21 protein-coding genes, 1 tRNA gene and 1 pseudogene are annotated in these 21,780 nt (G+C 52.1%); 10 read left to right on the top strand and 13 right to left on the bottom strand.

The window, feature by feature from the left end:
* Positions 1 to 8: 8 nt before the first annotated feature.
* The 3 genes and pseudogenes from EJ361_RS02460 (at position 9) to EJ361_RS26115 (ending at position 6,310) form a co-directional block, all read left to right on the top strand.
* The gene (locus tag EJ361_RS02460; RefSeq protein WP_126243752.1) at positions 9 to 5,537 is read left to right on the top strand and encodes a DUF6443 domain-containing protein; all 5,529 of its coding nucleotides are present in this window, start codon (positions 9 to 11) and stop codon (positions 5,535 to 5,537) included.
* A gap of 8 nt (positions 5,538 to 5,545) precedes the next feature.
* Positions 5,546 to 5,806 (top strand): Imm32 family immunity protein, encoded by a 261-nt coding sequence (locus EJ361_RS02455; protein ID WP_126243751.1) that lies wholly within the window; start codon positions 5,546 to 5,548, stop codon positions 5,804 to 5,806.
* A gap of 121 nt (positions 5,807 to 5,927) precedes the next feature.
* Positions 5,928 to 6,310: pseudogene (locus EJ361_RS26115) on the top strand (hypothetical protein).
* Positions 6,311 to 6,468: 158 nt separating this feature from the next.
* Here EJ361_RS26115 and EJ361_RS02445 read toward each other — a convergent pair.
* Together EJ361_RS02445 and EJ361_RS02440 are read right to left on the bottom strand one after the other, a co-directional pair.
* Positions 6,469 to 6,714, bottom strand: coding sequence for a cysteine-rich CWC family protein (locus EJ361_RS02445; protein WP_126243750.1), 246 nt, complete (start codon positions 6,712 to 6,714; stop codon positions 6,469 to 6,471).
* A 504-nt stretch (positions 6,715 to 7,218) separates the two neighbouring features.
* Positions 7,219 to 7,677: a hypothetical protein gene (locus EJ361_RS02440; protein ID WP_126243749.1), complete on the bottom strand. Its 459-nt coding sequence runs from the start codon at positions 7,675 to 7,677 to the stop codon at positions 7,219 to 7,221.
* A 39-nt stretch (positions 7,678 to 7,716) separates the two neighbouring features.
* On the opposite strand from EJ361_RS02440, the gene EJ361_RS02435 reads away from it, so the two are divergent.
* From EJ361_RS02435 to EJ361_RS02415, 5 genes are read left to right on the top strand one after another with little or no spacing between them, the layout of a single operon-like run.
* Complete coding sequence (locus EJ361_RS02435; protein WP_126243748.1) at positions 7,717 to 8,841, top strand: hypothetical protein; 1,125 nt, start codon at positions 7,717 to 7,719, stop codon at positions 8,839 to 8,841.
* 54 nt (positions 8,842 to 8,895) lie between these two features.
* The gene (locus EJ361_RS02430) at positions 8,896 to 9,225 is read left to right on the top strand and encodes an ArsR/SmtB family transcription factor (RefSeq protein WP_126243747.1); all 330 of its coding nucleotides are present in this window, start codon (positions 8,896 to 8,898) and stop codon (positions 9,223 to 9,225) included.
* A gap of 54 nt (positions 9,226 to 9,279) precedes the next feature.
* Positions 9,280 to 10,125, top strand: a complete 846-nt coding sequence (locus EJ361_RS02425; RefSeq protein ID WP_126243746.1) for an arsenite methyltransferase — start codon at positions 9,280 to 9,282, stop codon at positions 10,123 to 10,125.
* Between the two features lie 32 nt (positions 10,126 to 10,157).
* Positions 10,158 to 11,240, top strand: coding sequence for an ACR3 family arsenite efflux transporter (gene arsB, locus EJ361_RS02420; protein ID WP_126243745.1), 1,083 nt, complete (start codon positions 10,158 to 10,160; stop codon positions 11,238 to 11,240).
* Between the two features lie 16 nt (positions 11,241 to 11,256).
* A complete protein-coding gene (locus EJ361_RS02415) occupies positions 11,257 to 11,670 on the top strand; it encodes an arsenate reductase ArsC (RefSeq protein ID WP_126243744.1) in 414 nt (137 codons plus the stop codon).
* A 10-nt stretch (positions 11,671 to 11,680) separates the two neighbouring features.
* Here the strand turns inward: EJ361_RS02415 and EJ361_RS02410 are convergent, their stop codons facing one another.
* From EJ361_RS02410 to EJ361_RS02385, 6 genes are all read right to left on the bottom strand, one after another.
* A complete protein-coding gene (locus EJ361_RS02410) occupies positions 11,681 to 12,544 on the bottom strand; it encodes a glycerophosphodiester phosphodiesterase family protein (protein ID WP_164714047.1) in 864 nt (287 codons plus the stop codon).
* A gap of 141 nt (positions 12,545 to 12,685) precedes the next feature.
* Positions 12,686 to 13,054, bottom strand: coding sequence for a cold-shock protein (locus tag EJ361_RS02405; protein ID WP_240646526.1), 369 nt, complete (start codon positions 13,052 to 13,054; stop codon positions 12,686 to 12,688).
* A gap of 420 nt (positions 13,055 to 13,474) precedes the next feature.
* The gene (locus tag EJ361_RS02400) at positions 13,475 to 14,212 is read right to left on the bottom strand and encodes an AAA family ATPase (RefSeq protein WP_126243741.1); all 738 of its coding nucleotides are present in this window, start codon (positions 14,210 to 14,212) and stop codon (positions 13,475 to 13,477) included.
* Between the two features lie 21 nt (positions 14,213 to 14,233).
* A complete protein-coding gene (gene pdxY, locus EJ361_RS02395) occupies positions 14,234 to 15,097 on the bottom strand; it encodes a pyridoxal kinase (protein ID WP_126243740.1) in 864 nt (287 codons plus the stop codon).
* Between the two features lie 6 nt (positions 15,098 to 15,103).
* A tRNA-Cys gene (locus tag EJ361_RS02390) sits at positions 15,104 to 15,177 on the bottom strand.
* Between the two features lie 14 nt (positions 15,178 to 15,191).
* Entirely contained in the window at positions 15,192 to 15,638 is a 447-nt protein-coding gene (locus EJ361_RS02385) for a GNAT family N-acetyltransferase (RefSeq protein WP_126243739.1), read from the bottom strand.
* An 87-nt stretch (positions 15,639 to 15,725) separates the two neighbouring features.
* Between EJ361_RS02385 and pdxR the strand changes: the two genes are divergently transcribed.
* A complete protein-coding gene (gene pdxR / locus EJ361_RS02380; RefSeq protein WP_126243738.1) occupies positions 15,726 to 17,174 on the top strand; it encodes a MocR-like pyridoxine biosynthesis transcription factor PdxR in 1,449 nt (482 codons plus the stop codon).
* A 13-nt stretch (positions 17,175 to 17,187) separates the two neighbouring features.
* Here pdxR and EJ361_RS02375 read toward each other — a convergent pair whose 3' ends face one another.
* Positions 17,188 to 17,724, bottom strand: a complete 537-nt coding sequence (locus EJ361_RS02375) for an NADPH-dependent FMN reductase (protein ID WP_126243737.1) — start codon at positions 17,722 to 17,724, stop codon at positions 17,188 to 17,190.
* A 33-nt stretch (positions 17,725 to 17,757) separates the two neighbouring features.
* Positions 17,758 to 18,459 carry a MarR family winged helix-turn-helix transcriptional regulator gene (locus EJ361_RS02370; RefSeq protein WP_126243736.1) on the bottom strand — a complete coding sequence of 234 codons (702 nt, stop codon included), beginning with the start codon at positions 18,457 to 18,459 and terminating at the stop codon, positions 17,758 to 17,760.
* Positions 18,460 to 18,590: 131 nt separating this feature from the next.
* Here EJ361_RS02370 and EJ361_RS02365 point away from each other — a divergent pair, with 131 nt between their 5' ends.
* Positions 18,591 to 19,076, top strand: coding sequence for a transposase (locus EJ361_RS02365; protein ID WP_126243735.1), 486 nt, complete (start codon positions 18,591 to 18,593; stop codon positions 19,074 to 19,076).
* Between the two features lie 35 nt (positions 19,077 to 19,111).
* Here the strand turns inward: EJ361_RS02365 and EJ361_RS02360 are convergent, their stop codons facing one another.
* The 3 genes from EJ361_RS02360 to EJ361_RS02350 form a co-directional block, all read right to left on the bottom strand.
* Entirely contained in the window at positions 19,112 to 19,621 is a 510-nt protein-coding gene (locus EJ361_RS02360) for a VOC family protein (protein WP_164714046.1), read from the bottom strand.
* A 154-nt stretch (positions 19,622 to 19,775) separates the two neighbouring features.
* The gene (locus EJ361_RS02355) at positions 19,776 to 20,795 is read right to left on the bottom strand and encodes a fatty acid desaturase family protein (protein ID WP_126243733.1); all 1,020 of its coding nucleotides are present in this window, start codon (positions 20,793 to 20,795) and stop codon (positions 19,776 to 19,778) included.
* A 9-nt stretch (positions 20,796 to 20,804) separates the two neighbouring features.
* Positions 20,805 to 21,695, bottom strand: coding sequence for a lysophospholipid acyltransferase family protein (locus tag EJ361_RS02350; protein WP_126243732.1), 891 nt, complete (start codon positions 21,693 to 21,695; stop codon positions 20,805 to 20,807).
* Positions 21,696 to 21,780: the final 85 nt, after the last annotated feature.

The raw sequence follows: 21,780 nt of genomic DNA, 5'->3' as shown, positions 1-21,780 counted from the left end.
CCAACTTCATGCATACGAATAGATATTTCAGTATACTTGTAACTATCCTGCTGTTTTGGTATCAAGGCGCTTCTGCCCAAAATTCACCGTATATCGATGGCCCTACTCAAGTAGAACGTTGTCAGCTGGTTTCCTATATGATCAGTTTCGGTGACGATGTGAGGAGCATTGATTGGGAAGTAAGTGGAGGATATGTCACATCTTCCAGCATTTATCATGTTGACATTCAATTCTGGGGGTACCCAGACCCTGATGCATTCTATATTAAAGCATACCTGAATGGTGGCAGTAGCATGGAAACTTTTCATGGTACATTCAAAAATCCTGCCCCTGCCCAGATTGCGGCCATCAATCCATCACCTGTAAAAGGTTTTGAAATGGTAAAGCTGAATGTAGTACAGGAGAGCCTTCCGTACTGCCAGAATATTGAGCTTAGTTGGGAGAAATCTTATGACAATGTAACCTGGACGAAACTGGCGGATTATTCCGGTCCCACTGTTCAGGACAACGAGTACATTACCAAAACAACTTATTATCGGAGAAAAGCAACGTCTGAAACTGTTGATTATTATTCCAATACGCTGTCTGTTTCACCTGTGAGTTTATTGCAGGGAGGAACTATTGGCTATCATCAGCAGATTCAACCTGGTGGCACGGCTGCTCCCGTCAGCAACGTATTGCTTCCGACAGGTGGCAACTCGGCAACTTACGTCTATTCCTGGGAAAGTTCGGAAGATGATGAAAACTGGCAAACGATTGTAGGTGCTTCCGGCAGCGGATATCAGCCTCCGGCGTCGGCCAACACGAAATACTACCGTCGTAAAATCGTGTCCGGCATCCAATCAAGATACTCAAATGTGGTTTTGGTACTTGTTAACGGAACTACAGCGAGAAACATCCCTGCATCAGCTACACAGGCCTCTACACAGCCAGTGATAACCATTCCGGCTTATCAGTCGCTCACTGCCGGACATTTCAACACAATCACGCAACATTTTGTTACACAGCCTGGTATAACTACGGAAGCGCAATTATTGAACGCAACGCCAGGTGGAAAGGTCAGCCGCTCGGTACACTATGCAGATGGCATGGGCCGGGTGATCCAGAGTATCGCGCAACAGGCTTCCGTTTCCGGGAAAGACATAGTGTCTGTGAACGTCTTTGACCAGTTCGGCCGATCTGAAGTTGATCATCTCCCATACGTAGCTGCCACTACTTCGCAAACCACGGGCACATTCAGGACAGATGCGAATACGGCTCAACCCAATTTTCTGAAAACTCTCATGGGAGCCGACAAGAACTATTTTTACAGTACACGGCAATCGGAGTCCGGGCCACAGAGCCGGTATAGTATATCTAAACTTCCCGGCAACGCATACGTAGGCTCCAATGTAAGTGGCAAAGAAGAATTAAGGTTCAATACGCCTGTTGATGCAGTGCGGATCTGGACAATTGGTGATAACGCGGCAGATTATCCAGTTGGCGCAGGGGTATACTCCACAGGTACATTAACAGTTACGACGATCGTGAATCCTGAAGGAAACAGGAAGCGCGAATATCGGTTGAAAAATGGATTGCTGATATGCAGCAGAGAATATCCTTCTGCCATCACGGAAGAGCATCAGGCATTGACAACTTATTATGTATACAATGAATTGAATCAAATCCGTTGTATTATTCCCCCACTGGCTGAAAAATATAGTCGTCAGTACCCGGATTTTAACGCGTCTGCGGCTACCATCGCAACGGCCAAATCGCTTTGTTACAAGTTTGTTTATAACGAAAGAGGTGACAGAATTAGTCAGCAGCAACCTGGGGCCGAGTTTGAAGATGAATTCATCTTCGATGCGAGGGGACGATTGGTTTTCAGCAGAAATGCACAACTGAGATCCAGAAACCTCGGAGAATGGGTGCTGACGTTGTACGATCCGCTGGACCGGCCCGTTATTATAGGCTTGTATAAAAATGCATCTGCAACTTATACCAGTTTGCAGACGTTGGTGAATCAATCCTCTGGTGTTACGCAGGTACAGCTTTCAACTCCGGCCCCCATTCATCTGATGGTTGATAGCAGGGATGGACAGCCCTCGAAATATGAAGCAAAGGAATCTATCACTTTTACAGCCGGGTTTGAATCCGAGACAAATGCATCCTTTGATGCGATAATCAACCCTTCGATGAGTAGTAATGCTGAAACCTTCACCGTCAGCAATCCTGTTCCTGGAGTATCTGGATACGAGATTTTGACAGTATTGTACTTCGACAATTACAACTGGCCTGGTGTAAAAGGGTTCAATACGTCATTCCAGCTGGATGCAGGAAGTAATTTGCATAGTTTGCCTGCCACTCCGCGGAGTTCGGCATTTGAAATGCTGACCGGGTTTAAAACTAAAGTTATTGGACAAGATAAAATGCTTACCAGCGTTATTTACTATGACGACAAGGGTAATCCGATCCAATTTCATAAAGAAAATATCGCAGGAGGTTGGGATGTCATCACCAGGCAGTTCGATTTCAGTGGTAAGCTCCTCTCGGGCTACGTTCATCACAAAAACCCGGAAAGTACCAGTAATCCTGAAACAAAAATCGGTTTTAGCAATGCATATACTCCTTCCGGCCGGCCTATAGGATCTAAACATAGAATATACCAGGCATCCGGGATACTAGCCAAAGATCTTACTTCCTATACCTACGATGAAGTAGGACGGCTTATAAGGAAAAACCTGGGTTCCATTGAGTCATTGGAATATTCCTATACGCCACTGGGCCAACTGGCCGGCATCAATGCCGGTTATGCCCAATCTGGCACAGGAGGGCACTATTTTGGTCAAATATTGAAGTACGACGAAGGTTTTCAGAAAAGCCGGAGAGACGGAATGATCAGCGGAACGCAATGGCGGAGATTTGGAAATCCGGAAGAATATCATGCATATGGCTATGACTATGATGGAGGGGCCAGACTAACGAAAGCAGATTATTCCAGACAGGCCGGTGCCATTTGGGATAATATCGTCGCCGATTACGACGTAAAAATCCCATCTTATGACGAGAATGGGAATATCCTGAAGATGAAGCAAAATGGGATGTTGTTAGGCAACGTTAAAACTGAACTCGATGATCTGACCTATCAATATGGGAACGGTGGTTTCAGCAACAAATTGTTGAAAGTAACTGACGTGAAAGGAGACCAGCATCAGGGAGATTTTAAAGATGTTAACGATGCACAGGATGATTATTCCTATGATAAGGACGGAAATATAATCCGGGATAGGAACAGAGGGATCAGTATCACCTATGATTACCTGATCAGCAAACCGATAAAAATTACATTCGATGCTGACCCCGCAAAAAGTATCGAATACGTTTATACCATTAATGGTGAGAAACTACGCCAGGTCATAAAGGATGCCTCCGGTACAACTACTTATACGTATGTTAACGGATTTGTATATAAAAATGACGTGCTGCAAATGTTTCCACATCAGCAAGGCAGAGTACGAAGAAATATGAATGGAACGTTCGTATATGATTATTTCATTCATGACAATCTGGGGAACATTCGCACTGTTTTGACGGAAGAATCCAATATCGCCTATTATAAAGCCACGCACGAAGATAATCCGCAGCCCGCCGCGCCGGTTGTTCAAGAAAGGGATGCATTCCACTTTCCGCCAAACGTTGATGTGATTCAGGCTGGCCACAAATTTTATGATTATAATGGAATAAACCGGAAATTCGTGAAGCTCAATTCGGGCATGAATGGTCGTAAAATTGGAACATCGAAGGTACTGCGGGTAATGGCGGGCGACAAGGTGGAAACGGGCGTGTATTATTATTACCAGCAAAATTCACCGGGTAACAATGTACCCAATGATCCGGTGAATGGCATCGTATCCGCATTGGTGAATGTTATGTTGGGCCCGGCCACCACTGTAATACCCAATGGGCACAATAATCTTGTGCAAAGCAGTGCTAATCAACAGGTGTTGAATACCGCCGATTTCAGCAGCTTCATCAGCAGCAACCAGCAGCAACAGCCCGCTTCACAGGTGCCAAAGGCTTACCTGAATTATGCACTGTTCGATGACAATTTTAAACTGATCACGGGAGGAGTGCAAAGGGTGCAAACTCCGGACGCCGTCACCCCTCTTGCTGCCCAGATCAATATAAATAAGAACGGCTATCTGTATGTTTATGTCAGCAACGAAAGTCCTACCGATGTTTGCTTCGACGATCTGGTGGTTAAGCATACCACCGGCCCCTTACTACAAGAAGATACCTATTATCCCTTCGGACTTGGTATCCGCGCGTTAAGTGCCAAAGCTCTTAACAGACTGGTAAACAAATATCTGTTTAACGGCATTGAATTGATTGATGACCACGATCTGGAAATTTATGATGCCGAATACAGAAACCTGGACCCGCAGATCGGACGCTGGTGGCAGCGGGATCCTATGACAGAAAAGTACAATGGACAGTCTCCATGGAGCCTTAGCGGAAATAATCCCGTTAACTTTGCTGATCCTTTGGGCGACGATTACTTTCGGGATATCCGGGGAAATGTGAAATGGATTAATTCAAACGCCGCTTACGAAGTTAGTAATGGTGTACTTTTTGAAAATATTGGCCCGTGGTTCTCATTCAGACTTAATGGAGCGATACAGACCTATTATAACGACCAGCTTTATAGTATTGAAAGCACGGACATAAATATTGTACCAGGACTGCCGGTGCTGGTAAGTTATACAGAGTATGCTACCCCGTACTTTAAAGGCCAGGAACAATTTGTGAAATTTACTTCCGGTTTGGCTGCAAACGGTCTTCTTCCGAAAATCCGAGAATCAATTTTCAAACATAACCTGGCCCGTGAGGCTACTTATGCCAGGGGAATATATGGCGGCTTAACTCCGGAGGCGATCGATCGTATCAGAATTCAATCCGACTTGCAAATGTTGCCCACGCTGAGGGAAATTTATGCAGCGATGTATCCGGGCAGAGATCCCAACCTGACGATTCTTACGAATGAAGAGGCGAAGGCTAAACTTTATTCTACAACGGAACTGTTGGTGTTGTCATGGGTACCTCACATCGCCATGTTGCGAACCATGCAGGCACCAGCCTATGCTACATTGGAAAAGCCAATGGTCAAGCCGAGTATGCTGCAGCCAGCCAAGAATTTGCCTACCTTAGAGTCTTCTTTAGCGACCTTCTCGGAAGGGAGGAATGTTGCAATGGCCTCGGATAAAGGCTTCAAAACATTAGCCGAACTGGGCTTGACCGATGGGATGAGCATGTCATCCAGCAGGGCGCTTGAAATGGGAGAAGCTTTCCTGGGTAAAGGATATACCGAAGTAGGGCATGGCACAGGCCGGTTTGTATCGGCAGATGGACAACGGGTTTTCAGGATGGGTGTAAACGACATCACCGGTGCTCATGGCGGTGGGCCTCATGTGAATTTTGAAACGCTCATTCCCAATCCACTGAAGCCAGGAAAGATGAAAATCGATATGAATTTCCATATATACTTAATTAATTAATAATAAATATGAAGAATATCACAATATCCATCCTCCCTTATAACGCTCAAAAGGGATTGGAATTCAAATGGGAAGCCGGGTTTGAAATCGAGACAAAAGTTGTGAACGGAGAAATCCAGATAGAAGGAAACGCAGCTGGACTGATTTCTTTAGCAAATCATCTGTTGAATTTAGCGCAGGAGGAAGTACCTGGTGGGTATCACATCCACCTGGATGATCTGAATGCACTGGAGGATGGCTCAGTGGCTTTGGTGATCGTCAAAAAGTAATCCGCTCAGTAATTTCGCTAATAAAAGAGCTGCGCAGTGCGCGGCTCTTTTATGACTAACAATCCCGGCGCCACCTTCCGGAACCTTGCCAACACTGGCGGCGCACAATGTTCCATCCCGAATGGAACCCGTCTTTCGTCCCCATATCCCCGGCCATTCCCGCTTGCGAATCCGCATTACTTATCCGGGCCTCGGCCTGCAGGAAGCCACCAACATCAGCGAAGGCAGGGGAACGGCAACACCCTTCCGCATTGCCGGTGCGCCCTGGATAAACGGGCCGCTTCTCGCAGCGCATGTGAATATCATCCCGATGGACTGCATGCCAGGCCGGTCAATTTCACGCCCGCCGAGGGGAAATACCTGGGGCAGCAATGCAATGGCATCATGTTGCATGTCCATAACCCGGCAGTTTTCAGGCCAGTCGGACTCGGATGGCTGTTGATCCGCCTCGTTCAGCAACTTCACCCACTCATTTCGACTGGGCGCCCTACCCTACGCATGTAAATCCCGGCGGGAAGGGCACCTCGATTTGCTATTGGGCGTAAAAAATGCCGGATCGCTGGTAACGGGATCAGGAGCGTTAGAAAGTATCGGAAAGTTTACGGATCCCGGAGATTGGGAGCACTCCATTGCGCCATACCTGCTGTATTAGCGTATCTCCCTTATTTTTTCGGGAACAACAGCGGGGAGATCGTATGCAATTTGTCGTGATGCAGCTGCTGATGGTAGCTGGATTTCATGTCTTTGAGACAAGCGGCGCACAGGCAATCGGCGTATTGCGCAGCTATAAAATCGCGTTCGTCCTGCGATAATGTCACGGCGGTGCATTGGCAAAGCAGGATCGATCCCACCTTGCATTCAAAGGAGGCGTTACACTTTGGACAATGTTTTTGCTCGTGTTCGCACATAATTGCAATTTAAACCAAAATATTTGTTTCGCGCCTACTCCTTACTTTCATGTGGCGAGCAACGCGCAAGTAGATGAACGGTCCCCTCGAGCTGATGCGCAGCAACATCCGCAAGCACATCCCCCCCCCTCATGCAGGAGAAAGGCGATTATTTCACCAGCCTGCTGAAACCCGGCCATTACGCCCGGAAAAACACCAGTTGCGCGAAGGGGAAGTTTGTACAGATTTCACTTCGCTTCCTACACCGGCGTTACGCCGTCTTTCTTCAACCGCATGCTGAAAAAACTGGACATCAAATTGCAGTAACGTGGAAAATTTATCGGGGAACTTGACCCAGGTCAAGTTCCGGGCATCTCGTTGCTGCTACTTTCGTGTAAAGTCATCACCAAACAATCGCTGCTGGGCGCGCTGGCATTCTTTTATGCGGATAATACAATGGCTGCGGAAGTAGTTGCGAAGTATAATATGAAAGGAAAACGGGGCATCGCGACCAGGTTTTCAATGTCAATATATTTCCAGTATTTGGTCTTTCCCTTTGAAATCGAAGGTATCCCCAACTTTCCTGCGCATGAGCTGCTGCGCCAGCGGAGACGCGGGCGATAGGAAAATAACCGTTTCCCCGTTGACGATTTGTTTGCCCAAACCCGCGCCGATAAAGAAACCGGCGGTGGCCGACCGCACGAAGGCGCCGGCTGCAGGAACGAGGCAGATCGTTTGCACGTTAACGGCACGCAGCGCGGCCAGTTCCTGTTGATGCGCCACCAGTTGCCGGGCGTGCATATCCTTTTCGAGGTGGCCCATGGCCCGGGAGGTTTCGTATTTGTCGCCCGCCGAACTTTTGCCTTCCTGGTTGGCGGCGGCCTGGGCTTCGTCCATCGCCTGGCGCGAAATGGCGATGCGTTGCAGGATCACCTGTTCGCAGAATTGTTTCAGTAAAAGTTTGTGGGCGAGTTTTTCTTCCATACCGGGTAAATTGCTAAATTAATGGGGAATTTCCCGATTATGCCTCAAACCGCAAAAAATCCCTGGTGGCACAAGTCGATCCTGTCGATTTTGGTGGCCCTCGCCTGTGTAAATATTTTTTCTTCCGTATTTTTTTCCCGGTTGACGATGGTTACCAGTTGGGAAGGTATCTATACCCTTTACAAATATATGTACCCTTCGCTGATCGTGCTGGGGATCGTATTCGCGTGCGGGTTTCCCTTCTACTGGCAGTTCCGGGAGAAATCGGGAAAGATCGGTTCGGAGAAGGTACAGGCGGTCCTGGTAGCCATCGTGCGATATTGGCTGGCACTGGAAATAAGCGGATATGGGTTCAGCAAATTGTTGGGCATTCAGTTCGGGGAATCGTTCGTCCGGAACGATAGCATCGTGGGCGGATTGTCCGGCTTCAACCTCACCTGGAATTATTTCGGGCATTCGTATGTTTTCAGCAGCATCATCGCGGTGGTACAGGTCGCCGGGTCCGTCATGCTGCTTTTCAGGAGAACGACCTTGCCCGGCGTGCTGATCCTGTTGCCGGTGATGGTCAATATCGTACTGATCGACCTGTTTTACGGGATCCCGGTTCCGGCCACCCTCAATGCGATTTATTTTACGGTGGGATTGGCGTACCTGTTCTTCCTGCATTGGGACATTATCAAACCCGTTTTCACGAAAACCCTGCTCCGGCCCGTCCTGGTTGCGCAACCGCTGAAGCTGCTGGTCAGGGTACTGGTGATCGGTTGCAGCCTCGGGTTTTTCATGTACGTCAATGCGTACTTGCTCCCCAAACAGTCCATCGCCGGGAAATGGAGGGTAACGAAAACGGTCAGGAATAATATCGAAGTATCCGGCAACGATTGGCTCACCGATAATTCCGCCTGGCAGAATATCTATATCGAACACTACAAGTGGATCACCTGTTCCCCCAACCCCTTTTTCGCCGACGTGAAAAGATCGCAAACGGGTGAATATGCAGTGAACCCGGGCGACAATTCGTTGACGGTGCGGATGTTCAACCCTGCCCGGAACCTGCACATCCATGTCAACCATGTCAATAATAACACGATGATCTGGAAATATCAAATCGGGATCGATACGGTGCAACTGTTCCTGGTACGTTCGTTCGTGGCGTCGAACCAATAGGACCGGAAAAATAAATTTGGATAATTGAATCCATTCATCGTAATATTGCAATATATGGGAGCTACGAAGACCGGTTTATTTACCAAACAGCAGAACGACGCCGCCAATTTGGCCAAGGCGCTGGCACACCCGGCGCGGATCGCCATTTTGCAGCATCTCGTGAAGATCAACGCCTGTATCTGCGGCGATCTGGTGGAAGAGCTCGGTCTTGCCCAGGCTACCATCTCCCAGCATTTGAAAGAACTGAAAGCGGTCGGGCTGATACAGGGCACGGTGGAAGGTACCTCCATCTGCTATTGCATCAACCCCGAAACCTGGAAGCAATACCGCGACCTGTTCGGGAAATTCTTCGATTGCAGCGTGGCCAACGGTAACTGCTGCTGATTTTTTTTGCTTCTTTTTATCGCAATATTGCAATTAAACGATTAATTATCAACAATGCCTACAGACCAGGAACTGAAAGATCTCGTCCGCGGGAAATACGAAGAGATCGCGCTGCAGGACAAGGAAACGAACGCCTCCTCCTGCTGCGGAGCCAGCTGCTGCTCCACCGAAGTTTATAATATCATGAGCGAAGACTATTCACAGCTGGAGGGCTATAACGCCGATGCCGACCTCGGCCTGGGATGCGGCCTGCCCACGCAGTTCGCCAACATCCGGCCCGGCGATGTGGTTGTCGACCTCGGCTCCGGTGCCGGGAACGATGCGTTCATCGCCCGCGCAGAAACCGGTGAAACCGGGAAAGTGATCGGGATCGATTTTACAGACGCCATGATCGCGAAGGCGCGCCGGAACGCGGAGGCCCGTGGCTTCCATAACGTCGAATTCCGCCAGGGAGACATAGAGCAGATGCCGCTGAGCAACGACGTGGCCGACGTAGTGGTCAGCAACTGCGTGCTGAACCTCGTCCCCAACAAAAACGGCGTCTTCGCTGAAATCTTTCGCGTCCTCAAACCCGGTGGTCATTTCAGCATCTCCGACGTGGTGCTTTCCGGTACGCTCCCCGCCAGCCTGAAGGAAGTGGCGGAAATGTACGCCGGTTGCGTATCCGGCGCCAGCCAGCAATCCGATTACCTCGCGCTGATCTCCGCCAACGGGTTCCGGAACGTGAAGGTCCAACAGGAAAAAGCCATCAACATCCCGGAAGACATTCTGCGCAAATATCTCACCCCGGAACAGCTCTCGGCGTTCAAATCGGAAAAGACCGGCATCCTGAGCATCACGGTTTACGCCGAAAAGCCCGCGCCTGCCGCTGCCTGCTGCGGACCGGATTGCTGCTCATAACGAAGCCATTCAAACCAAACAGAAAGAATAATATGCAGCAATGCAATCCCGCCCGGCGGAAAAGCCTGGGCTTTCTCGACAGATACCTGACGATCTGGATATTACTGGCGATGCTGGCCGGCGTAGCCCTCGGCTATTTTGTACCGTCCAGCGCAACGGTCATCCACTCCTTTTCCGCGGGAACCACCAACATCCCGCTGGCCGTCGGCCTCATCCTCATGATGTACCCGCCGCTGGCCAAGGTGAATTACGGAAAAATGGGGGAAGTGTTCCGGAATACGAAGGTCCTCGGCGCGTCGCTGCTGCTGAACTGGGTGATAGGCCCGGTGCTGATGTTCGGCCTCGCCTTGCTTTTCCTGCACGGTTACCCCGAATACATGATCGGCCTCATCCTGATCGGGCTGGCCCGGTGCATCGCGATGGTGATCGTGTGGAACGAACTGGCGGAAGGCAACCGCGAGTACGCCGCCGGGCTCGTGGCCCTGAACAGTGTGTTCCAGGTGCTGTTGTACAGCGTGTATGCATGGTTCTTCATCACGGTATTGCCGCCGGTATTCGGATTGAAGGGCCTGGAAGTGAACGTGACGATCGGCAGGATCGCGGAAAGCGTGGCCATCTATCTCGGTATTCCCTTCGCGGCCGGCATCCTGAGCCGCCTTGTGCTGATCCGGTGGAAAGGTGAGGAATGGTTCCGGGAAAAATTCGTCCCGCTGATTTCTCCCGTCACGCTGATCGCGCTGCTGTTCACCATTGTGGTGATGTTCAGTTTGAAAGGCGGATTGATCGTACAGATCCCGATGGACGTGCTGCGCATCGCCCTACCGCTTGCTATATATTTCGTGTTGATGTTCGGGATCAGTTTTGGGATCGGAAAAGCCCTGGGCGCCGATTACGCCAAAAACACCTCGATAGCATTCACGGCGGCAGGCAACAATTTTGAACTGGCGATCGCCGTGGCTATCGGGGTGTTCGGTATCAACAGCGGACAAGCCTTTGCCGGGGTGATCGGTCCACTGGTGGAAGTGCCCGCCCTGATCGCCCTGGTAAACGTAGCCTTCTGGCTTCGCAGGCGCTGGTATGGCCCCGTATCCGCCTCTACCCTTTCGCATCATTAAAAACAACTCAATCCAAATGAAAAAAATCCTGGTGCTGTGTACAGGCAATAGCTGCCGCAGCCAGATCGCAGAAGGCTTTCTCCGTCATTTCGCGGGAAACGCCGCCGAAATTTACAGCGCAGGCGTTGAAACGCACGGCGTGAACCCCCGGGCCATCGCCACCATGGCAGAAGCAGGGATCGATATTTCCGGGCACACGTCCAACAACGTTGCGGAATATACCGGTATTGATTTCGATTATGTGATCACCGTTTGCGACAACGCGAAGGAACGCTGCCCCGTATTCCCTTCCCGCGCCGAAAAATTCCATGAAAACTTCCCCGACCCGGCGAAAGCCACTGGAACGGAAGCCGAGATCATGCAGCAATTCCGCGATGTACGGGAAATCATCCGCAATTATTGCGAACGGTTCGTAGCCCAACAATTGTAAGCGATATTTATCATTGAACGACGGGTTGGCTGTACGCCGATAACCGTTTCCCGCCTGTAACTTTTTTTAGTCCGTCGCGCAGCCTGTGATCGCGGAGATAGCGGACCAGCGCGCCCGGATGATCGCTCTGCATGCCCTGCACTTTCCGCTCCAGCACTGCATTCCATGCATCGGGGCCTTCGTTGGCCGATTGCGCGTCCAGCCAAACGGATATTTGACGGCGGCGGGCGATGGTCAAGCGGCTGCTGTCGGTAATATTGTCCAGCACCGCAAAAGTATATGTATCCAGGAACTGTTCCATTTGCGCGGGCGTGTGGGCATCGTCTGGCAGGCTGGCCATGAGCGGCATTTGCGGCGCGATCTCCCGCCAGGGTTGGTATTGCTCCTTTTTGTTGATGTACACGATCACCTGTTTTTCCATCCCTGCTTCCCGGATTTGCTGCCAGGCCTGTGCTACATCGGCCTCCTTGAAGTCGAGGTAGATATGCACCTTGCCCCTGGCGGCTTCCAGGGCTTCCGCGAACGTGGGGACCCGGTAAATTTTACCATCTTTGCTGTTGACGGTCAGCTGGCGGAGCGCGGCGAACGTATAGTCTGCCACGGCCCCCTTTCCGTTGGTGGTGCGGTTTACGGTAGCGTCGTGCATGAGCACGAGGTGCCCGTCTTTGGTAGTGCGAAGGTCGAGCTCGGCATAGTCGGCGCCGCATTGGTATGCCGCTTCCACGGATGCGACCGTGTTTTCAGGAACGTTTTCATGATTCCCGCGGTGGGCGATCACAACGAACCCGTGTTTTTGAGCGGGGAGCACCGGCCGCTGTGCGAAGCTGTTGGCATGGAGGAGTAAACATCCGGCGAGAAAAATGAAACTTTTCATAGTCGATGCTGGTGGTACAGGTGATAATGAAACTTCGGAAGGTAAATTCAAGATAAGGGGAATTCCCGGCATTTCCTGCCACAAAAAAACACCTGCGGGTTGCAGGTGTTTTTTATATCTAAATTCTTTTTTCGTCGCAAATCATCCGATCCTTTTCAGATCCACGGCGCTAAAGCCTCTCGGCGTCTTCTCCCGGGTGAAGGAAACCCTGTCCTTTTCTTTCAGGAGCTCCGATAACTGGTTGGCGTGGAAGAAGACATTTTCCCGGGCATTGTCGTCGGTGATGAAACCGAAACCCTTTGCCTGGTTGAAGTAGGAAACGAATCCTGTCCGGGTGGCTTCCACCACTGGCCGGTGCCTGCTTTTCGCGACGGCAGTCAATTCCTGCATCGTCACGTCTTCGTTGCCCTGTCTTGGAGGAACGGAACTAAGGTTGCCGTTTTCATCGACGAAAGCGAGCATTTCTTCAAGCGGCTTGCCTTTGTCGTTGTTCGACTTTCGATCGAGCATTTTTTGTGCCTTTTCAATTTTGGCTTTTGCTTTTTTGTTTTTCTTTTCCTTTTTTGAAAAAGATTCACCCATGTTGTGTGGTTTTAGTTATGGTGCGTTATTGCGTTATGCGATATGTAGCGTTTGGGCTTACTGTGCGTACAGGTGAGCCGTTTGATTTCAGTACTGGGCCTCTGGATGCTATCAGGGTCGGCGGCAGCTGGAAAAGCGAAGACTGAGGAAGAAAAGAATAATCCAGACTAATTCAGAAGAAGCAGAGGCAGGAGCCTGTAGTAAATCGTTGCAAAGATACGATTATTAATCGACAATTGGCGAAGTAAAGCAGTTTGGGTGGGAAAACGCCATGGATATGGGAGTCGGATGATGCGCCACGATGCGTGAGACGGTGCATCGTGGTGCATTACAGGCGGTCCGGAGCCATCAGGAAGGGCACAGCGGAGCGATGGCAACCGCTTCCCGCTCCTTTTCCAGTTTGGCGATCAATAAGGATTTGACGAGGGTGAAGCAATAATCCCTCGCTTCGGCGAACGAAACATCGTACCGGCGTGCAATTCCGCGCATTTCTTCGGGGAAGGGCGCCAGCAGCTGATCGTAGTAGGTATCGAGCACGCTGGCCGCAGGCATCTGGAAATCTATCCGCAGCTGGAACCTCCTGAGCAAGGCGGTATCGATAACCTCGGGGTGGTTGGTGGCGCAGACGAGCAGGGCTTTTTCGGGGAAATAATCGATCAGTTGCAGCAACGTGTTCACCAGCCGGCGCATCTCCCCTACGTCTTTGTCGTCTGTCCGCGATTTCCCGATCTGGTCGAACTCGTCGAGGAACAGGACGGCCCCGTCCCGCGCGGCTTTGTCGAACACCATTTTCAGCTGCTGCGGCGTTTCCCCGATTTTGGCGCTGACGATGTTGCTGAGATTCAGGATGAGGATGGGTTTGTTCAACGCATGGGCCAACGCTTTCGCCGTCATCGTTTTTCCGCAGCCGGACGCGCCGTGCAGCAATACCTTATTATTGACCGGCAAACCGTATTGCCGCAGTTCTTCGAAATACAACCGCTCCTTGATGAGCTGTGCGCACATGTTTTTGCTGTGATCGTCGAGGAAAATACTGTCCAGCAGCACTTTCTCCGGGTCGTTGATGATCAGGTCCAGTACGTTCATAGTTCGCAAAATTCGTAAAATTTATCGACCCGCAGCTTCCCTCCCCGCGATCTCCATGGAATGCAGGATGTCTTGCAGCGCCATTTCCCTACGGTTGTCCGTCTTTATCCCGGTCAGCACGGCCTGCATGACCCGCGCCGCCCGCCGGATGGCCGTGGGGAATGCCACGCCATGGAGCATTTGCAGGTGCATGTGCGCGGCAAAGAGCTCGCCGGTGCCGGGCGGGTCTACGGCCACGCGGGGCGTCCGTTCCAGGTGAAGCTGGCCGTTGTCCAGCGAAACAATGTCGAGCCACCCTGGGGGCGTATCCGCGAACCGGCAGCTCGTCACCACCAGTTCCTGTTCCGAAAACCGGCCGTTCTCCCGGATCGCGGCGGCCATTTCTTCGAGCGAGGAGAAATGGCCGCCCAGCATCTGCTGCAATTCGAAGAAATTCGGCGTGAGCACATCTGCCAGCGGAATGAGCCGGTTGATCATCGCCCCGGGTACGCCGGGCGCCACGTAGAATTCGTCCGCATCGCCCATCACGGGGTCGCAGAGGTAGATGATCTCCGGGTGCTGCGCTTTCACTTTTTCCACGAATCCGGCCGTGATGCCCACCTGCTCCGCCGAACCGATGAACCCGGTGATGATGGAAGTCACTTCGGCCAGGATGTCCAGCTGCAGGATGCCGTCCAGGATGGAAGCGAAGAGCGCAGTGGGGAGCACGTCTCCGCCCACGGAAGCCAGGCCCAGCCGGTTGCTATATAATACGGTGGGCACCGTTATCACGTCTTGCCGGCCGGTTTGCAATACCAGGGCGGTGGTGCTGCTGCCAACATAGCCATAGGAAACCTTGCTGTGGATGATGATCGTTTTGTCGCGCTTTACGGGCATGGTCGTCATGATTTATGGAGGCCGGAAATGGAATCGAACCATTGTGAAGGGATGTGCCATCCCACGCCTCGCCACTCGGCTATCCGGCCTGGGGAATCAGTTATCAGCCCCACCAATGATAATAATTATGCAAACCATCGTACTCGAACCCGCAACGGGGATACAGGTTGTTCCCGATGTCGTTTGTTTTTTCCGTTTCCAGCATGAGGCCGCAGGCGCCGGTTTCCCGGCTCCATTCCTTGCTGCGGTCGATCAGGGCTACGGAAAGGCCCTTGCCGCGGTAATCCGGGTGAACGAACAGATCGCTCAGCAGCCATTGCTTTTGCAGTTTGGTGTAATGGAAGAGTTTGTAGAGCTGGACGAACCCCACTGCCTTCCCATCCGCATAGGCGAGAAAAATATCGGATTCATTGTTGAGGAGACGTTCCTTTAGGAAAGCTTTCCCTTTTTCGAGGTCCGGCGCCTGTCGGTAAAAAACACGGTAGCTGTCGAACAATGCCGCGGCGTCGTCCAGTTCTTCCAGGCTGGCTTTCCTGATGTTGAATTCCATTGGGTATAAAGTTTTGATTACGAAGGCAAAGCTATGGGGTTATTGGACTATATTTGGGGTCCAGATTATAAGTATCAAGTAGTCCAGATGATCCCGATAGCGCCTCTTATATCCATCAACAAGGAAAGCAATCTACCGGTTTACCGGCAGATCGCCGTGTCTATCATCCTGGCTGTGCGGAACGGCACATTGACGGCCAATGCTCCGCTGCCGGGGAGCCGCGAACTGGCCAAAGACCTCGGTGTTCACCGGAAAACGGTGGTGGCGGCGTACGAAGAGCTGTCGGCCCAGGAATGGATCACGGTGGTGCCCCGGAAGCGGATCACCGTTTCGGATCGCATCCCGGAGCTGGAGCCCGCCAGCTGGAAACCGGACGACGTCCGCGAAGGGTACCAGCGCCCTTTCGGACTACCTTTCAGAACGATCTTCGAAGCAACGAACGGGGAAACGGGCGCCGCAGTGCCGGAGCTGGTGATAGACGACGGGCATCCCGATATCCGGCTCTCTCCCATCGATCCCCTCCTTAAAACCTACCGCGCCTATACCACGCGACGGTACGCGGTCAAAAGCGCGAACGTCGGCTCCGCGCAGGGCACGCACCTGCTGCGCGAAGAGATGGTCAAATATCTGTCGGAAAGCCGCGGGCTTCATATTTCGATGGACAATATCCTCGTCACGCACGGTGCGCAGATGAGCATTTACCTGTCCGCGCAATTGTTGCTGGGCGCAGGTGCCAACGTGATCGTCGGGAAGCCGGGTTACCCCGTCGCCAATATGGCTTTCGGGGTAACCGGCGCCAATATCCTGGAAGTGGAGGTCGACGAAAACGGCATCGATACGGAAGCGATCGGGCGTATCTGTCAAAAGAAAAAAATAGCGGCGGTGTACGTCATCCCCCATCACCATTACCCTACAACGGTGACGCTGAGCGTGGAAAGGCGGATGAAACTGCTGGAGCTGTCCCGCCAATACAACTTTACCATCATCGAAGACGATTACGATTTCGAGTACCATTACAATTCCGCGCCATACCTGCCGCTGGCGAGCGCCGGGCATCATGGCAACGTGATCTATATCGGGTCGTTTTCCAAAATTCTGGGGCCGTCTATCCGGATCGGTTTCATGATCGCGCCGAAGAACTTCGTTGAGCAGTGCGCGGCGCTGCGAATGATCATCGACGTGGGGAACGACAGTTACATGCAGAATGCGCTGGCAGGTTTGATGATGGAAGGCGAACTGAGCCGGCACCTGAAGCGCGCGCGGAAGATTTATCACCAGCGCCGGGATTTCCTGGATGGATTGATGCATCAAAAACTCGGCCGGTTCCTGGATTATACGTTGCCTTCGGGCGGCATGGCGATCTGGGTGCGGTTGCACCCGGCGTTCCCGGTGACTGCGCTGGAACATTCGCGCCAGCTGCATATCAAGGGAATGTATGCCCCGGAGAACGCGTTCCGCTTCGGTTTCGCGTCGATGAACGAGGAAGAGCTGGAAAACGCGGTGGACGGGATATATTCCATCCTGGCGGGGTTATGAGGTTGCTGTATGGTTAGCTGCGCGACATTTCAATCCCCCGCAACAGGGATTCCATGACGCCTTTCACGCCTTCCAGCGTAGGTGCGTCAACGATAGCGCCATCACGGACTTTCGCTTTCACGAAAGGGATCAGCAGGCGCGAGGCATCCGGCAAGCCGGCTTCAATAACCCGCAAGGTGCCCGTGAGCGACTGGTGCGCCAGTTCGCCCATAGACGATGCCGTGATGAGGGCAACCGGTTTTTGGGACATTTCCATGGAAGAAACCACCCAGTCGAGCGCGTTCTTCAGGCTGCCGGGCACGCCCATCGCGTATTCCGGCGTACAGATGAGGATACCGTCGGCCGCGCGCAGGCGGTCGCGGAAGGCGGTTACCGGGGGCGGTGGTGTATCGTTGTCATCGTCGGGGTTGAAATGTGGCAGTTGGGAAAGCCCGTCGAATCGCGCGATGTCCGCTATTCCCGCGTACATCGCGGCGATGATGCCGATGAGCGTATGATTCGTGGATTGCAGCCGGGTACTGCCGGAAATCGCAAGGATGTTGATGGCCATTTGAAAGGTGAAAATTTTGCTGAAGATAGGTGTTTATGGATGTTTGTTACCCCGTTTCGCTTCGGAAAACTGCGAGATCCTGATTTGCTGTTCCTGCGCCTTCTCCGCGAGTTTTTCTTCGCCCAATTCGGCTGCCAGCAACTCGTCCAGCGTTTTGTTCCGCGCATTCGACAATAGCTCCTGGTGCTTTTGCTCGGTGTTTTTCAGGATATTGATGACCACCTGTTTGTCTTTTGGGTCGATATCGTGATACATGAGCAGCGTGGGTTTGTGCAGCAGCTGGTAAATCCTGAAAAGGACCTGCTCCCCTGCTGTCGTAAGGCTGACGAGTTTGGCCCGCTTGTCTTCAGGGTCTGGCCTTTCGGCGATAAATCCCTGGTTTTTCAATTTGTTCAGGGTATCGATGCCGGTGGTTTGTTCCGTGAAATTGTATTGGATGATCTGTGTCTTTTTGACCTCTTTCAAATGATAAATGGAACTGAGGAAGTAAAACCATTCCAGTTCGAACCCCGGGATTTCCTGCAGGGCCATTTTGGAATAAACGGTTTGCATCCCCGCGAGCCGGCCGATCAGTTTGGCGAAAACGGTGTCGAGATCGGGTGGTGTGAGGCCGCCGAAAAGTTGGTTATTGCTTTCCTGCGCGAGGAAATGCATGCAGAATTCAGTGGCGGAGGCATGCGGGCTTTTATGCGCATACGCTTCCCACGCGCTGATCAATTTAACAAGTTCGCTCATGAGTTATGTCGGTTTCGATGTAAAACTATAGGAAAAATAGCGAAAATCCTTGTCGGATTCCAGAATATCCGTATTATTGCATCGGAAAAGATGTAAATGATTTAAATCAATATCGAAAACGACCTAACTATATGGACAGCATCACCCGGGCCGAAATCTGGCTTTTCATTACCACATTGTTATATTTTCTCATGAACGGGGCGCAGGTATTCGAAACGCTGGTGTTCGTCCCGAAGTGGGCAGACGCCCCGCCGCAGCATTTCAACCTTTTGCTGGGGCCCGGTGCCAGCCTGAAGTTTTTCTGGATCGTATTCCATTCCATTCACGAAATCACTTTTATCCTCGCTATTATTTTCTGCTGGAAGATCGATTTCGCGCGGAACTGGCTGCTGGTTTCGTTTGCGGTGCATGTTGCCGTACGCGCCTGGACGCTGGCTTTCTTCGCGCCAAACATCATTCAGTTTCAGCAGATCGCGGAAACGGAGGCCGGGGCGGCAGACCTTGTGGCCAAAGTATCCCGCTGGCAAACGCTTAACTACGTGCGGGTGGCTATTTTCATCGCGGTTTCCATCGGCCTCGTTCCCCTGTGCATGCGTGTCTTTAACCTGCGGCATTAACGGAAAGGCGCCAACCGACAGCGAATTATGGGATGCTACCGTTTCCCTTCCATCTTCCGGATCGCTTCCCACCCTTCCGGCGTGATCCCCATGATCTCGGTGGCAACGCCCAGCGTTTGGTAGGTATCGAAAAATGCCATGCTGGCGATGGGGTGGTCCACTTCACTGATGACGGCGTATCCCTGTGCCCGCAATTCCCCGGTAATCTGCGCGAATTCAAGGATCGGCAGGCGGAAAGCCATGTGCTGTGTGCCGCCTTCGGGGTGGCGTGCAAGGTAGTCGTGGAACATGCTTTGGCCGGTCAGTGGCTGGATAAGCTCGATAAAAGTCCCGCCGTTGCAGGTTTGGGTGGTCAGCCAGTCGCCCGCAACGTTTTGGCCGTAATACGTCATCCCCAGGTCCTGCGCCCGGAAGTGTTCCGGCGGCGGGAAGCCCGCGATCCCGAGGGTTTTCGACAGGAAATCCGCCGCTTTCCGGATGTCGGGCACCACCCAGCCTACCTGTGCGAATTCCAGTTTGGCGAGCGTTGATGGCATGGTTTTCATGATTGTCGGGTTTTGTGTGGTCACAAATGTAACGCGGTTCAGGGGCAATTCCACGGTGCTTTTATGCCAATCCGAAGGCAGTTTGCGCCGGACGGAAAACAGGAAAGCCACGCGGGCCCTGGAGACCGGCGTGGCTTTCTTATCAGCATTCAGCCTACAATGCGGAAGGGCGGAATTTTGCGGCATACGCCTCGTCTTTCCGAAGCGCCTTAACCCCTGTCATCATCCGGGTTTTCGGGTCCCAAACCTTCAGCCGTAAACAGGCACGGATATCTTTCGGCCATAAAGTGGTGGTAACGGCGGCCTGCAGCTCGGGGATCTTCGCATAAGCCTCCGGCAAACGGTAAAAAGGTATCCGGGCGTTGAGGTGGTGGATGTGATGAAGGCCGATATTGCCGGTAAACCAGGCCATGACGGGGCTCATCACCATGTGGCTGGACGACAGCAGCGCCGCATCGTCGTAACACCACTCTTCTTTCGTATTGAAGACCACGCCGGGGAAATTATGTTGCGCATAGAAAAGGTAAGTCCCGATCGCGCAGGCGATGAAAACGGGCGCCAGTACCAGCAGGAGCCACGTCAGCCAGCCGGCCGTCAGAATAACGGCGACCGTCAATGCCACATGCGCCACCAGCGCGATAAGGGCGTCGTAATGGCGACGGGGACTGGCGAAGAAAGAGTTCACGCACATCCCGATGATGAACATGAACAGGTAGCCGAACAGGATGGTGAGCGGATGGCGCGTAAACAGGTACATCCGGCGCTCGCCGCGGCTCATGGCCAGGAACCCGTCGATCGTAGCGATGGGGTAAGATCCGATGCTGGCGCTATATAGTTTCGAATTATGCTGGTGATGGTAATCGTGCGACCGCTTCCAGATGCTGGAAGGGGCGAGAATATAAATACCGAAGATGGTCATGATGGCATTGGCCGCCGGGCTGTTCTTTAAGATGGAATGATGCTGGTAATCGTGATAAATGACGAACATGCGGACGATCAGCAGGCCAGACAATACACTGAAAGCGATCCGCAATCCCAGCCATGGCACTGCCACCGTAGCGGCGAGCGACGCAATGAGCAGGCATAGCGTAGACAAAGTGTACCACCAGCTGAGGGCACGTTTTTCCTGGGCAAAAGGCTTGGTGGCCAAAATGAGTTGTTTTCCTTCTAACATCACGATATTTTAAACTGTGGCGGGTTCCATTTTTCTCTTGTGTTTCCAGCGGCGGTGCGACCAGAGCCAGGTGGCGGGCTGGTCTACGATGTCGGCTTCCAACCGTGCGGTATGAAGCGTGGTGATGTTCCCCGGGGCCTCCTTCGCGGGAGATTCCACCAATACTTCCGCGGATACGGAATAGTAACCGCGTTTGGTACGGGTAACGGAAACATATACCACCTGGTAATTCATTTTCGACGCGATCCTTTCCGTACCAGTGAACACCGGCGTATCCTGGTGCAGGAAATTCACCCACTGGGCGGTGTCTGGCGGGGGGCTTTGGTCGGCGATCAGCGCCGTGGCATTGATTTCGCCCCGGAGCTTCACCATTTCCCGGAACGTGTCCTGCATGGCAATGAGCCTGGTGCCGAAACGCGTGCGCATCCTGTACATCAAACCATCATAATGTTTGTTGGCCAGCGGATGGTACACCACGTACAATTGCTGCGGGCACAAAATGCTGAACGAATTGCCCGCCCATTCCCAGTTGCCCTTATGCCCCATCACCAGCACCACGCTTTTGCCTTCGGCATGCAGCCGTTCGAACAGCGCAACGGTTTCCGGCGTGAGCGCACAATGGCGCAACATGGCCGCTTTGCTGATGGTCAGGGTTTTGAAGGTCTCCAGGAAAAGGTCGCAGAAATAACGATAGAAATCCCGACAGATCCGGGCGCGCTCTTCCGGCGACTTGTCCGGAAAGGAATTCGCCAGGTTTTGCAGTACAACTTTCTTACGGTAACCCACTACGTAATACAGCAGACAGAAAAATACGTCTGACAACCCGTAAAGGAGCGGAAACGGCAGGATACTGATGAAGTAAACCACCGGTAGCAAAAGGTAGTAGAGAATAATACTCAAAATGGCAAAAGTTGTAGGTTGCAATTAAATTGTGAAATTACCTTCCTTTAACTGAATATCGTAATACTTTAGTGTGATTCACATG

The organism is Chitinophaga rhizosphaerae (genome assembly GCF_003958645.1).
GTDB lineage: Bacteria > Bacteroidota > Bacteroidia > Chitinophagales > Chitinophagaceae > Chitinophaga > Chitinophaga rhizosphaerae.
Note: the sequence above shows the minus strand (reverse complement) of the source record. Positions and strands in the feature narration are given on the sequence as shown.

Excerpts from the sequence above, each read along its gene's own strand:
- EJ361_RS02460 (WP_126243752.1), top strand. The coding sequence starts at position 9 with ATGCATACGAATAGATATTTCAGTATACTTGTAACTATCCTGCTGTTT.
- EJ361_RS02455 (WP_126243751.1), top strand. The coding sequence starts at position 5,546 with ATGAAGAATATCACAATATCCATCCTCCCTTATAACGCTCAAAAGGGA.
- EJ361_RS02445 (WP_126243750.1), bottom strand. The coding sequence starts at position 6,714 with ATGTGCGAACACGAGCAAAAACATTGTCCAAAGTGTAACGCCTCCTTT.
- EJ361_RS02440 (WP_126243749.1), bottom strand. The coding sequence starts at position 7,677 with ATGGAAGAAAAACTCGCCCACAAACTTTTACTGAAACAATTCTGCGAA.
- EJ361_RS02435 (WP_126243748.1), top strand. The coding sequence starts at position 7,717 with ATGCCTCAAACCGCAAAAAATCCCTGGTGGCACAAGTCGATCCTGTCG.
- EJ361_RS02430 (WP_126243747.1), top strand. The coding sequence starts at position 8,896 with ATGGGAGCTACGAAGACCGGTTTATTTACCAAACAGCAGAACGACGCC.
- EJ361_RS02425 (WP_126243746.1), top strand. The coding sequence starts at position 9,280 with ATGCCTACAGACCAGGAACTGAAAGATCTCGTCCGCGGGAAATACGAA.
- arsB (WP_126243745.1), top strand. The coding sequence starts at position 10,158 with ATGCAGCAATGCAATCCCGCCCGGCGGAAAAGCCTGGGCTTTCTCGAC.
- EJ361_RS02415 (WP_126243744.1), top strand. The coding sequence starts at position 11,257 with ATGAAAAAAATCCTGGTGCTGTGTACAGGCAATAGCTGCCGCAGCCAG.
- EJ361_RS02410 (WP_164714047.1), bottom strand. The coding sequence starts at position 12,544 with ATGAAAAGTTTCATTTTTCTCGCCGGATGTTTACTCCTCCATGCCAAC.
- EJ361_RS02405 (WP_240646526.1), bottom strand. The coding sequence starts at position 13,054 with ATGCTCGATCGAAAGTCGAACAACGACAAAGGCAAGCCGCTTGAAGAA.
- EJ361_RS02400 (WP_126243741.1), bottom strand. The coding sequence starts at position 14,212 with ATGAACGTACTGGACCTGATCATCAACGACCCGGAGAAAGTGCTGCTG.
- pdxY (WP_126243740.1), bottom strand. The coding sequence starts at position 15,097 with ATGACGACCATGCCCGTAAAGCGCGACAAAACGATCATCATCCACAGC.
- EJ361_RS02385 (WP_126243739.1), bottom strand. The coding sequence starts at position 15,638 with ATGGAATTCAACATCAGGAAAGCCAGCCTGGAAGAACTGGACGACGCC.
- pdxR (WP_126243738.1), top strand. The coding sequence starts at position 15,726 with ATGATCCCGATAGCGCCTCTTATATCCATCAACAAGGAAAGCAATCTA.
- EJ361_RS02375 (WP_126243737.1), bottom strand. The coding sequence starts at position 17,724 with ATGGCCATCAACATCCTTGCGATTTCCGGCAGTACCCGGCTGCAATCC.
- EJ361_RS02370 (WP_126243736.1), bottom strand. The coding sequence starts at position 18,459 with ATGAGCGAACTTGTTAAATTGATCAGCGCGTGGGAAGCGTATGCGCAT.
- EJ361_RS02365 (WP_126243735.1), top strand. The coding sequence starts at position 18,591 with ATGGACAGCATCACCCGGGCCGAAATCTGGCTTTTCATTACCACATTG.
- EJ361_RS02360 (WP_164714046.1), bottom strand. The coding sequence starts at position 19,621 with ATGAAAACCATGCCATCAACGCTCGCCAAACTGGAATTCGCACAGGTA.
- EJ361_RS02355 (WP_126243733.1), bottom strand. The coding sequence starts at position 20,795 with ATGTTAGAAGGAAAACAACTCATTTTGGCCACCAAGCCTTTTGCCCAG.